Source organism: Micromonospora aridisoli (genome assembly GCF_056150025.1).
Genome location: NZ_JAXCFK010000011.1, coordinates 64,277 through 75,601, shown reverse-complemented (window position 1 = coordinate 75,601; position 11,325 = coordinate 64,277). Strand labels below are relative to the sequence as shown.

11 protein-coding genes are annotated in these 11,325 nt (G+C 70.7%); 8 read left to right on the top strand and 3 right to left on the bottom strand.

Annotated features, from left to right (window positions below; all coding sequences use genetic code 11):
• Positions 1-14: 14 nt before the first annotated feature.
• The 5 genes from SM447_RS22400 to SM447_RS22380 all read left to right on the top strand — a co-directional run bounded on the left by SM447_RS22400 (position 15) and on the right by SM447_RS22380 (position 5,659).
• Entirely contained in the window at positions 15-2,717 is a 2,703-nt protein-coding gene (locus tag SM447_RS22400; protein WP_474574803.1) for an MGH1-like glycoside hydrolase domain-containing protein, read from the top strand.
• Complete coding sequence (locus SM447_RS22395) at positions 2,657-3,148, top strand: cupin domain-containing protein (RefSeq protein ID WP_474574802.1); 492 nt, start codon at positions 2,657-2,659, stop codon at positions 3,146-3,148. Before SM447_RS22400 ends, SM447_RS22395 begins: the two co-directional genes overlap by 61 nt.
• A 67-nt stretch (positions 3,149-3,215) precedes the next feature.
• Positions 3,216-3,788, top strand: a complete 573-nt coding sequence (locus SM447_RS22390; protein WP_474574801.1) for a TetR/AcrR family transcriptional regulator — start codon at positions 3,216-3,218, stop codon at positions 3,786-3,788.
• A gap of 166 nt (positions 3,789-3,954) precedes the next feature.
• Positions 3,955-4,842, top strand: a complete 888-nt coding sequence (locus tag SM447_RS22385) for an acetyltransferase (RefSeq protein ID WP_474574800.1) — start codon at positions 3,955-3,957, stop codon at positions 4,840-4,842.
• A gap of 142 nt (positions 4,843-4,984) precedes the next feature.
• The gene (locus SM447_RS22380; protein WP_474574934.1) at positions 4,985-5,659 is read left to right on the top strand and encodes an HAD family hydrolase; all 675 of its coding nucleotides are present in this window, start codon (positions 4,985-4,987) and stop codon (positions 5,657-5,659) included.
• 390 nt (positions 5,660-6,049) lie between these two features.
• Here the strand turns inward: SM447_RS22380 and SM447_RS22375 are convergent, their stop codons facing one another.
• From SM447_RS22375 to SM447_RS22365, 3 genes are all read right to left on the bottom strand, one after another.
• On the bottom strand, positions 6,050-6,319 hold the full coding sequence (locus SM447_RS22375; RefSeq protein ID WP_474574799.1) for a hypothetical protein: 270 nt from the start codon (positions 6,317-6,319) through the stop codon (positions 6,050-6,052).
• A gap of 47 nt (positions 6,320-6,366) precedes the next feature.
• Positions 6,367-6,798 (bottom strand): RusA family crossover junction endodeoxyribonuclease, encoded by a 432-nt coding sequence (locus SM447_RS22370; RefSeq protein ID WP_474574933.1) that lies wholly within the window; start codon positions 6,796-6,798, stop codon positions 6,367-6,369.
• A gap of 191 nt (positions 6,799-6,989) precedes the next feature.
• Positions 6,990-7,685, bottom strand: a complete 696-nt coding sequence (locus SM447_RS22365) for a VOC family protein (RefSeq protein WP_474574798.1) — start codon at positions 7,683-7,685, stop codon at positions 6,990-6,992.
• 516 nt (positions 7,686-8,201) lie between these two features.
• On the opposite strand from SM447_RS22365, the gene SM447_RS22360 reads away from it, so the two are divergent.
• From SM447_RS22360 to SM447_RS22350, 3 genes are read left to right on the top strand one after another with little or no spacing between them, the layout of a single operon-like run.
• The gene (locus SM447_RS22360) at positions 8,202-9,491 is read left to right on the top strand and encodes an ABC transporter substrate-binding protein (protein WP_474574797.1); all 1,290 of its coding nucleotides are present in this window, start codon (positions 8,202-8,204) and stop codon (positions 9,489-9,491) included.
• The gene (locus SM447_RS22355; RefSeq protein ID WP_474574796.1) at positions 9,488-10,486 is read left to right on the top strand and encodes a carbohydrate ABC transporter permease; all 999 of its coding nucleotides are present in this window, start codon (positions 9,488-9,490) and stop codon (positions 10,484-10,486) included. The genes SM447_RS22360 and SM447_RS22355 overlap by 4 nt, the downstream gene beginning before the upstream one ends.
• A 1-nt stretch (position 10,487) precedes the next feature.
• Positions 10,488-11,321: a carbohydrate ABC transporter permease gene (locus SM447_RS22350; RefSeq protein ID WP_474574795.1), complete on the top strand. Its 834-nt coding sequence runs from the start codon at positions 10,488-10,490 to the stop codon at positions 11,319-11,321.
• The last annotated feature ends 4 nt before the right edge of the window (positions 11,322-11,325 follow it).

The following is an 11,325-nucleotide window of genomic DNA, read 5'->3' as shown; positions in this document are numbered from 1 at the left end:
ACGACACGACGACAATGGCCGCTGTGGTGGAGTACCCCGGCGGCGTCGAAGATGTTCAGGTGATCAGTGACGGTTCGCCCCCCGCTCCGGCCCCCGACGTCGAGCGGATCCGGCTCGCCCAGGCCGATGCCGGGGAGCAGGACTGGCGCGCATGGGGTCCCTATCTGTCCGAGCGGGCGTGGGGGACGGTGCGGGAGGACTACAGCGAGCACGGCACGGCGTGGGACTACTTTCCCCACGACCATGCGCGGTCCCGAGCCTACCGGTGGTCCGAGGACGGCATGGCGGGCGTGTGCGACGACCGGCAGACCTTCTGTTTCGCCCTCGCGCTGTGGAACGGACGCGATCCGATCATCAAGGAGCGGATGTTCGGCCTCGGCGGTGACGGTGGCAACCACGGCGAGGACGCCAAGGAGTACTGGTGGTACGAGGACTCCACCCCCACCCACTCCTGGATGCGGTGGCGTTACCACTACCCGCAGGCCGCCTTCCCGTACGACGAACTGGTCGCGGTCAACGGCCTGCGGGGCCGCGACGACACCGAGTACGAGCTGGTTGACACCGGCATCTTCGACGACGACCGGTACTGGGCGGTGACCGTCGACTACGCCAAGGCCGGACCGACCGACCTGTGCATCGTGGTGACGGTGGCCAACCGGGGTGCGGAGGCCGAGCGGCTGCACGTGCTGCCGCACCTGTGGTTCCGCAACACCTGGGCGTGGGGGCTGCCCGGCGGCGACCGGGTGCCCCGCATCGTCGGTGCCGGGCGGCGGCTGGTCGGTGAGCACTGGGTGCTGGGACAGGTGGTGCTCGAAGGCGACGGCGACCCGACCCCGTTGCTCTGCGACAACGACACCAACGCCGAGCGGCTGTGGGGGCTGAAGAGCCGCACGCCGTACCCGAAGGACGGCATCAACGACCACGTGGTCGACGGCGCGGCCACGGTCAATCCCCGGTTGGAGGGCACCAAGGGCGCGCTGCACTACGTGCTGGACGTGCCGGCCGGCGGGGAGCGGCGGATCCGGCTGCGGTTGACCCGTACCGCCCCACCTCCGGGTGGCGGCACGCCGCCCCCGGCCGATCTGGGCGACGGCTTCGAGGCGGTGGTGTGGGCGCGGCGCGCCGAGGCGAACCGGTTCTTCGACGCGGTCATCCCGGCGCGGGCGAGCGCCGACGAGGCGTTGATCGCCCGGCAGGCCATCGCCGGGCTGATGTGGGGCAAGCAGTTCTACCACTTCGACGTCAAGCGGTGGCTGGAGGGCGATCCGGGTTCCACACCGCCGGCCGGGCGGCGGCACGGGCGCAACAGCGCGTGGTGGCACATGACCAGCTTCGACGTGATCTCGATGCCGGATCCGTGGGAGTACCCGTGGTACGCCGCCTGGGACCTGGCCTTCCACTGCGTGAGCATCGCCCGGGTCGATCCCGGTTTCGCCAAGGAGCAGCTGCTGCTCCTGCTGCGCGAGTGGTACCTGCACCCCAACGGGCAGGTCCCGGCGTACGAGTGGGCCTTCGGTGACGTCAACCCGCCGGTGCACGCCTGGGCGGCGTTGAAGGTGTTCGAGATCGACGGCAGCCGGGACCACGACTTCCTGGCCCGGATGATGCACAAGCTGCTGATGAACTTCACCTGGTGGGTCAACCGCAAGGACACCGGCGGCAACAACGTCTTCGAGGGCGGGTTCCTCGGGCTGGACAACGTCGGTCCGTTCGACCGTTCGGCGGCGCTGCCGGTGGCCGGGGTGCTGGAGCAGTCCGACGGCACCGGCTGGATGGCGATGTACGCGCTCAACCTGCTCGACATCGCCATCGTGCTGGCCGAGCACGACCGCACCTGGGTGGACACGGCCACGAAGTTCTTCGAGCACTTCGCCTACATCGCCGCGGCGGCGTACGACCAGGGGCTGTGGGACGACGAGGACGCCTTCTTCTACGACGTGCTGCGGCTGGCCGACGGTACGAAGGTGCCGTTGAAGGTGCGCTCGGTGGTGGGGCTGCTGCCGCTGGCCGCGGTGACCCGGCTGACCGCGCGTACCCTGCACCGGCTGCCGGAGCTGGGTGCCCGGCTGCGCTGGTTCCTGACCCACCGGCCCGAGTACGCCTCGGTGGTGGGCGCGCGGCGGCTCGGCCCGGACGGGCGGCAGCAGCGGCTGTTGTCGATGTGCGGCCCGGAGCAGGTGGTGCGGCTGCTGGCCCGGATGCTGGACACCGACGAGTTCCTCTCCGAGTACGGGCTGCGGACGCTCTCCCGCGCGCATCTGGACAAGCCGTTCGCGGTGACCCTGGGCGGGCAGGAGTTCTGTGTCGGCTACGAGCCGGCCGAGTCGACCAGCGGCCTCTTCGGCGGCAACTCCAACTGGCGGGGCCCGATCTGGATGCCGACGAACTTCCTACTGATCAGCGCGTTGCGTGACTACGCCGCGTTCTTCGGCGACGACCTTCAGGTGGAGTACCCGACCCGCTCGGGGGTGAAGAAGACCCTCGACGAGATCGCCGACGATCTGTCGGCCCGGCTGATCGCGTTGTTCACCCGCGACGGCTGGGGTCGCCGGCCGATCTACGGGGCGGCGCAGCTGTTCCAGACCCACCCGGACTGGCGTGACCTGATCGCGTTCCCGGAGTACTTCCACGGCGACAACGGCGCCGGTCTCGGGGCGTGGCACCAGACGGGGTGGACGGCTCTGGTGGCCGACCTCATCCTCACCCTGCGCCGCTGACCCGGCTCGCGCCTCCGCTCCGCTGCCGGTGCGTTCCCGCCGGGTCCACAGTGTCTGTCGGGGCGGATAGGTTCACCACCATGAGTGACTTCGTGATCCGCAGGTGGGATCTTGCGCACTACCCGGGCGATCAGGCACCACCCCACCGGCACGACCGGTCCACCGAGGGCTTCGTCGTCCTCCGGGGGCGTCTGGAGGTCCTGGTCGGCGCCGAACGTCGGATCCTGGAACAGGGCGAGCACGTGGTGATTCCGCCCGGCACCACCCACACCTTCGCCACGGTCGACCCGGAGGGCGCCGACGTCATCGCGATCATGTCTCCGGAGGTGGATCAACTCGTCGCAGCCCTGCACGAGGCGTCCACCGACGAGGAGCGGGCCACCGTCTGGGGGCGGTACCACTCGACGGTTGTCGGTTCACCCGATCACTGATCCTGCTTCAGTCGCCAATCCGTCGGGACGGGATGACCCTGCGTGAGCTGGGACTAGCATCGGCGACGTGTCCGGAGCAGACGAACCAGGCACCGAGCGGGACGGCGACCTGATCGTCACCACCGCCTGGCAGCTGGCCGAGGCAGAGGGGTGGGCGGCCGTGACCACCCGCCGGCTGGCCGAACGCGCCGACGTCGACCTCGGTGCCCTCTACCAGCTTTTCGCCGACCGGGACGCGGTGGTCGCCGCGGTCGCGGTGCGGGGCTTCGCCGACCTGGCCGCCGCGCTGACCGCGGCGCGCACCGCGGTCGACCGCCCGGCCGAGGTCTGGCCGGCGGTGATGGCGGCGTACCTGGATTTCGCGTACGACCATCCCGAGGTCTACGACGCGATGTTCGCGCACACGCCGGAGCTGACCCTCGGTGCCGAGGAGGTTCCCGAGACGGTCGCGGCGACCTTCGGTGAGCTGCGCGCCGCGCTGACCCCGCTGGCCGCCGGCCGGGACGCCGACACCCTCGCCGAGCTGGGCTGGAGCCTGCTGCACGGCATGGTCATGCTCACCCGGGGCGGACGCCTGCGCCCCGAGGCGCAGGACCAACGCGAACACCTCCTCGGCGAGACCCTCCTCAACCCCCACTGACCCCATCCAACCGGCGGGGTTGCGGGGGGTGGGGTGGGGGCGTAGGTTCGCGGGCACGCCGTCGAGTGGAGAGGAGGTCAGAACAATGTCCGATGTTCTGCGCCCCGCCCGCGGCCCGGCGTCCACGCGGATCTGACCCGGGGCGTCGCTGTCCCGGAGGTCTGCCATGGCCGATCTGGTCATCCGTCCGCTCGTCGCGGGCGAGGAAAAAGTGTTCGACTCGATGCCCGAGCCGTTGCCGCAGTTGCGGCAGTTCAGCTACGCCGACGGAATCGCCGGTGGCGGCTACCGGCCGGAGCACACCTGGGTCGCCCTGCGTGGGGACCGGGTGGTCGGCCGCGCCGCGTGGCTGCTGCCGCCCGGCTCGGTCGGTGAACCGTGGTTGGAGCGGTTCGATCTCGACGACGACCCGGAGGTCGGTGCCGCGTTGCTGCTCGCCGCGCACGAGGCGCTCGGCGGGCCGAAGATGTACTACGCGGCCCTGCCGGCGTACTGGCGTCGGCAGCCTGAGGTGCGGGCGGTGGCCGAGGCGCCGATGGCGGCGGCCCGGCTGGCGGGCCTGGTCGAGCGTGGGGAGCGGTTCAGGTTCAGCTGGGCGGGTGGGCCGGTGCCGGCGTCGTCCGGCCGGTTCTCGTTCCGTCCGGCCGTCAACCTCGCCGAGGTCGACGATCTGGTGGCCCGGGTCGTCGAGCCCGACGTGCTGACCGGCGTCGAGACCGCGCGGGTGGTCGCCGGGGTGGACCTGGCCCGCGATCCGCTGGCCTGGTTGGCCGACACGCCGCTGGGGAACTGGCGCGTCGCGCTCGCCGGTGACGAGCCGGTGGGCCTGGCGGGGCCGACGGCGGTCGCCTGCTACCCGATGATCGCCTATCTCGGTCTGCTCGACGAGACGGTCCGGGGTGAGCTGCTGGCCGACGCGGTCGGGACGTTGGCCGCCGACGGGGCGTACGAGGTGGTCGCCGACGTGGACGCGCACCGGGTGGCGGTGATGGCCGACCTGGAACGGACCGGCTTCCGGCGGATCCGCTCCCGGGTGGTCTTCGAGCCGGCTTGATCCCGACGGTCGTCCGCATCCCGACGCTTCGGCGGGATGCGGACGGCCCGCCGGCCGCGCCGGCAAATCCCGTCGCCGGCCGGGCGGATGGTCGCCTACAGTCCGCGGCGTGACGTCTGAGGTAACCATCGAGTCGGGCCGGGTGCTGGTCTTCGACGCCGACGACACCCTCTGGGAGAACAACGTCGTCTTCGAGCGGGTGATCGACGACTTCCTGGCGTGGCTGGACCACCCCACGCTCGACCGGGCGGAGCTGCGAGCCGTGCTCGACGACATCGAGCGGGCCAACGCCGTCGCCCACGGGTACGGCAGCAAGGTCTTCCTGCGCAGTCTGCGGGAGTGCCTGGAACGGTTGCGTCAGCGCCCGGCGACCGAGGCGGAGCGTCGTGAGATCGACGAGCTGGCGGTGGCACTGGTGACCCACCAGGTCGAGCTGATGCCGGGGGTCGCCGACGCGTTGGACGAGTTGGCCGGGCGGCACGAACTGTTCCTGCTCACCAAGGGCGAGCGCGAGGAGCAGCAGCGCAAGCTGGACGCCTGCGGGCTGTTGCACCACTTCACCGCCGCCCACATCGTCCCGGAGAAGGACGTCGAGACCTACCGCTGGCTGGCCCGGGAACACGCCCTGGACCCGGGGCGCGCGTGGATGATCGGCAACTCACCCCGCTCGGACATCCTGCCGGCCCGGGCCGCCGGCTGGTACGCCGTGTTCATCCCGAACGCCAACACCTGGGTGCTGGAACACGAGGAACTGGACCGGGCGGATCCGGGCGTGCTGCACTTGAGCGCCTTCCCGGACCTGCTGCGCCACTTCTGACGACATCACCGGTCACGGGTGTCTCCGAGGTTGATCAGCGTCGGGCGTGGGTCCGGTGTTACGGAACTCTGCCGGGTTTGGACGTTGCTGGAAATACTGCGGTTCGTGCCGGTCCGGCGCTTGTCGGCTCCCGGTGGGACTGCCTAGCCTCGGCTCCGGCGCCGCGGCTCGCCGGGGTGGGCCGCGGCGTCGACGTCCGGCGGTGGGGCACCGTGGAGCTGAGTGCAGGCGGGCCGGCTGCCGTGCTGGGGCTGGCCGACCCGCGGTGCCAGCACTGAGCGGGCCCGCTGCCCACATCCGGACGGGGTCAGGGCCGGAGCGTGCGGGTCCGGTCCTGACCCGGCCAGGTCCTTCCGGTCCGACCGACCGCAGGGGTCGGACCGGCCTCCGTCAGGTGATCTCGCCGCGCACGATGGCGACGGCCACCCGGCAGAACTCGTCCATGTCGGGTGCGAAGCCGGCCGCGATGTCGGGGTGCAACCCGGCCCGGGTCTCGTCCAGCAGCCGCTGGCAGACCTGCTCCACGGGCTCACCGGCGTAGCTGTCGCGAACCCGGTCGGCGGCCACCTGGAGCGCAGAGGTCAGCTGCTCCTCCAGCGGCCCGCGCAGCTTCTCCTGCACCGGGTCGCGGGGGTCCAGCGTGACATGTGGCTCCGACATCGGCGCTCCCTTCGTCGGCGGCTGCGGTACCCCACCGCTGCCGTCGGTCAAACCCCGTCCGGTACCGCGGAGACGCGTACCTGGTACGAGAAGTCCTCGGCCGGCTGTTCCCGGTAGGACAGCCGGCGGATCTGCTTGTCGTCGTCGTACAGGGCGACGTCGACCAGCACGCCGAGGTGGGCCAGGCCGATGCTGGAAACCCGCTTCTTGTCCTGGAGCACCGCGCACACTCCGCCGAGCAGGGTGCTGGCGTCGGAGGTGCGGTGCCCGGGCGGGCAGCGCAGGGTCAGGTCGATCTCGATCGGGCCGGACAGCGGCGTCCAGCCGGTCTGCTGTGCGGCCGCGCAGGCGGCCTGGAGCAGGGCGCGTACCCGCGTCGCCTGCCGATGCCCGGCGGCGAAGATGGACAGCGCTTCGGTCTTGACCGGTGGCAGGCCGCTCACCTCGAACGTCAGGGTGAGAGCGCGGGTGTCCTGCACCACGGCGGCACCTCCTCGTTGGGGACGATCCTGCCCAACCGGCATGCCGGTGAGGGGCTGTTCCCGCGAGAACCAACCGATCGGGCGGGTCGGGGTCGGCCGGTGGCGTATCGACGGCGACGGCGTACGCGCTGACGGCGAAGCGTGTTAAACGCTAGTCCACCTGACGGTCGCCCGGAAGCACCGGCCGGTCAGTCCCCCGGTGGAAAGGCGCAGAACTCGTTGCCCTCCGGGTCGGCCAGTACCCACCAGGACACCGCGTCGTCCGGCTCCCGCAGCAGCACCGCCCCGGCCCTGATCAGCGCGGTCGGCTCGGGATCGGCCAGGTCGACGTCCCAGTGCATCCGGTTCTTGACGCTCTTGCGCTCCGGCACCGGGTCGAAGACCCAGTACTCCCAGGGAAAACCGGCCGCTCCGGTGATCGAGGCGTGACCCTCGTCGCTGCCCTCGACCTCGCCGCCGACGACGCCGGCCCACCAGCTGGCCTGGGCGGCCGGGTCGGCGGAGTCCACCACCAGCTCGAAGGGCCCGGGCCGGGTCTCGTCCCCGGGGGCGAACGCGCAGAACAGGTTGCCGTCGGGGTCGGCCAGCACCCACCAGCTGATCTCCGAGTCCGGCTCGCGGACCAGCCGCGCGCCGGCGTCGAGCAGCGCCGCCGGGCTCGCCTCGGCCAGCCGCAGGTCGAGATGTACGCGAGTCTTGACGGTACGCGGCTCGGGCACCCGGTTGACCCAGATCGACTCGGCGCCGGAGCCGGCACGCGGGTCGACCCGGGCGTCGCCGTCGCCGGTGTCGACGAGGCTCCCGTCGAGCACCCGGGCCCAGAATCCGCCGAGGGCGTGCGCGTCCGTGGCGTCGAGGCAGAGGTCCTTGAAGCGTGCGATCATGCGCCCGATCATGCCGGCTGGCACCGACAGCCGCCTCCGGAACGACGCGGGCCCGCGCGGCGGGGGCTTCGCCACCCCGGTCGCGGCCGGCGGCACTCGTCGCTCCCGCTGGCCGACGACCACCCCTCCAGGGTGGCCCCTGTCGAGCTGACTCGTCTGCGCTGTCACCGGAGGATCTCGCGCCGTGCGTCGGCGGCCGTGATCCGTTCACGCCCTCAGCTCGACAGCGGGTATTCCCCTTCGGGCGATCTGCCGGAGCCCGGTTCGGAGGCCGCCCGTCGACCCGCCGTCGTCGGCCGCCGCGCGTCCCGGCCAGGGTCAGCGTGACGTGAGCCACACGGTTGGGTGTTTAGGGCGTCCCACCCCGGGCAGGTTTCGCGGCTCCACAGGTCGGGCAGTGTTGCAGCCACGAAACGCCGGGGTGCGAAGCAGCAGGTCAAACGCCCTGGCCGTCTCGCCGTGCGCCGGGGCACGGAACCCTTCCCCGGCTGTTGGCCGAGAACGAGGGGAGGGGTCATGAGCGAGCGGAGTGATCCGGTCAGCGGTCGGCGTCGACCCCGCGTACGTGTGGCGGCCACGGCCGCGGCGCTGACGTTGGTGGCGCCGATGGCGGCCTGTGCCTCCGGCGGAGACGGCGGCGTTCCCACGATCAACCTGTACTACCCGCCGGAGCAGAACCTGCAGCAGGTGGTCGACCGGTGCAACACCGAGGCCGACGGGCGGTACCGCATCGTCAACCGGGTGCTGCCGCGGGAGGCCGACGAGCAGCGGGTGCAGATGGTCCGGCGGCTCGCCGCCGAGGACAACGGCATGGACGTGCTCGGTCTCGACGTGACCTGGACGCAGGAGTTCGCCAGCGCGAACTGGATCCTGGAGTGGACCGGTCAGGACCGTGCCGAGGTGGAGCAGGGCACCCTCGAAGGCCCGTTGGATACCGCCCGGTACGAGGACAAGCTCTACGCCGCGCCGAAGAACACCAACGTCCAGTTGCTGTGGTACCGCAAGGACCTGGTGCCCGAGCCGCCCGCCACCTGGGACGAGATGATCTCGATGGCGCAGCGGCTGCGGGAACAGGGCCAGCCGTACCAGGTGCTCACCATGGGCGCCCAGTACGAGGGGCTCGTGGTGCTCTACAACACCCTCGTCGCCAGCGCCGGCGGCAACATCCTCAACGACGACGGCACCGAGGCCGTGGTGGACGACGGCGCGGTGCGGGCGCTGGAGGTGCTGCGGAACTTCGCCACCTCCGGGGTGGCCTCGCCGTCGTTCAGCAACGCCACCGAGGATCCGGTGCGGCTGGAGTTCCAGGGCGGCAACGGCGCGTTCCAGGTGAACTGGCCGTTCGTCTATCCGGCGATGCAGGAGGCCAACCCGCAGCTGGCCGAGCAGGTCGCCTGGGCCCGGGTGCCCGGTGTCGAGGGCGGTACGCCGGGTCGGGTCACCATCGGCGGCATCAACCTCGCCGTCAGCCGGTACTCCGAGCACCCGGAGGAGTCCTTCGAGGTGGCCAGGTGCCTGCGCAACGCGGAGAACCAGAAGTTCTCCGCGATCAACGACGGGGTGCCGCCGACCATCGAGAGCGTCTACGACGACCCGGAGATGGACGAGGCGTACCCGATGAAGGAGACCATCCTCGAACAGCTGCGGGAGCCGGCGGTGCGGCCGTTGACCCCCGCGTACCAGAGCATCTCCACCGTGACCTCGGCGATCCTGTCGCCCCCGGCGGCGATCGACCCGCAGGCGACCGCCGACGAGCTGCGCGACGCCGTCGCCGCCGCCCTGGAGTCGAGGGGAGTCCTCCCGTGAGTGTGAATGCCACCCCGGCCGGCGCGGACGTGGCCGCCGACGGTACCGACACCGGCGGCGGCCGGCACGCCGCAGTGCCCGCCCAGCGGGCCAACCGGCGTCGCAAGGCGCCGCTGAGCGAGAACAAGCGGGCCGAGCGCCGGCTCGGCTGGCTGCTCTGCGCCCCGGCGGCGCTGGTCATGCTGGCGGTGACCGCCTATCCGATCCTGTACTCGGTGTGGCTGTCGTTGCAGCGCTACGACCTGCGGTTCCCCGCCGAGCGGGAGTTCATCGGGTTGCAGAACTACGTCACCGTGCTGACCAACGAGTTCTGGTGGACGGCGTTCGGGGTGACCATGCTGATCACGGTGGTCACCGTGGCGGTGGAGCTGGTGCTCGGCATGGGTCTCGCGCTGATCATGCACCGGACGCTGGTCGGGCGGGGGATCGTCCGAACCTCGGCGCTGATCCCGTACGGCATCGTCACGGTCGTGGCCGCCTTCTCCTGGCGGTACGCCTGGACACCCGGCACCGGATACCTGGCCAACCTCTTCTCCGACGGGGCGCCGCTGACCGAGCGGGCCAGCTCCCTGGCGATCATCATGCTGGCGGAGATCTGGAAGACCACGCCGTTCATGGCGCTGCTGCTGATGGCCGGTCTCGCGCTGGTGCCGGAGGACCTGCTCAAGGCGGCCTCGACCGACGGCGCGACCGCCTGGCAGCGGTTCACCAAGGTGATGCTGCCGGTGATGAAGCCGGCGATCCTGGTGGCGCTGCTGTTCCGCACCCTGGACGCGTTCCGGGTCTTCGACAACATCTACGTGCTGACGGCCGGCGCCAACGACACCTCGTCGGTCTCGATGATCGCCTACAACAACCTGATCCGGGGTCTGAACCTCGGCATCGGCTCGACGATGTCGGTGCTGATCTTCATCACCGTGGCGATCATCGCGTTCATCTTCGTGAAGCTGTTCGGTACCGCTGCCCCGGGCAGCGACGACGGGGAGAGGCGCTGACATGGCTGACACCACCACTCGGGCCAAGGTTCGCTGGGGCCTGCTGGACGTCGCCGTGGTCGTCTTCGCGCTGACCCCGGTGCTGTGGATCATGTCGTTGTCGTTCAAGACCCCAGCCACCCTCACCGACGGGAAGTTCATCCCGAGGGAGTGGACACTGGAGAACTACCGGTCGATCTTCTCCACCGACCAGTTCGTCCGTGCGTTGATCAACTCGATCGGCATCGCCCTGATCGCCACCACGATCGCCGTGGTGCTCGGCGCGATGGCCGCGTACGCGATCTCGCGGCTGGACTTCCCCGGCAAGCGGGTGCTGATCGGCGTCTCCCTGCTGATCGCGATGTTCCCGCAGGTGTCACTGGTCTCGCCGCTGTTCGAGATCGAGCGGCAGCTGGGCCTCTTCGACACCTGGCCGGGCCTGATCCTGCCGTACATCACCTTCGCGCTGCCGTTGGCGATCTACACGCTGTCGGCGTTCTTCAAGCAGATCCCGTGGGACCTGGAGAAGGCCGCCAAGATGGACGGCGCCACCCAGGGGCAGGCATTCCGGCGGGTGATCGCCCCGCTGGCCGCGCCGGGACTGTTCACCACGGCCATCCTGGTCTTCATCTTCTGCTGGAACGACTTCCTGTTCGCCATCTCGCTGACCTCCACCGAGCGCTCGCGCACGGTGCCGGTGGCGTTGTCGTTCTTCACCGGTGCCTCGCAGTTCGAGGACCCGACCGGCGCGATCTGCGCCGCCGCCGTGGTGATCACCGTACCGATCATCCTGTTCGTCCTCTTCTTCCAGCGCCGCATCGTCTCCGGCCTGACCTCCGGCGCCGTCAAGGGATAGGTGA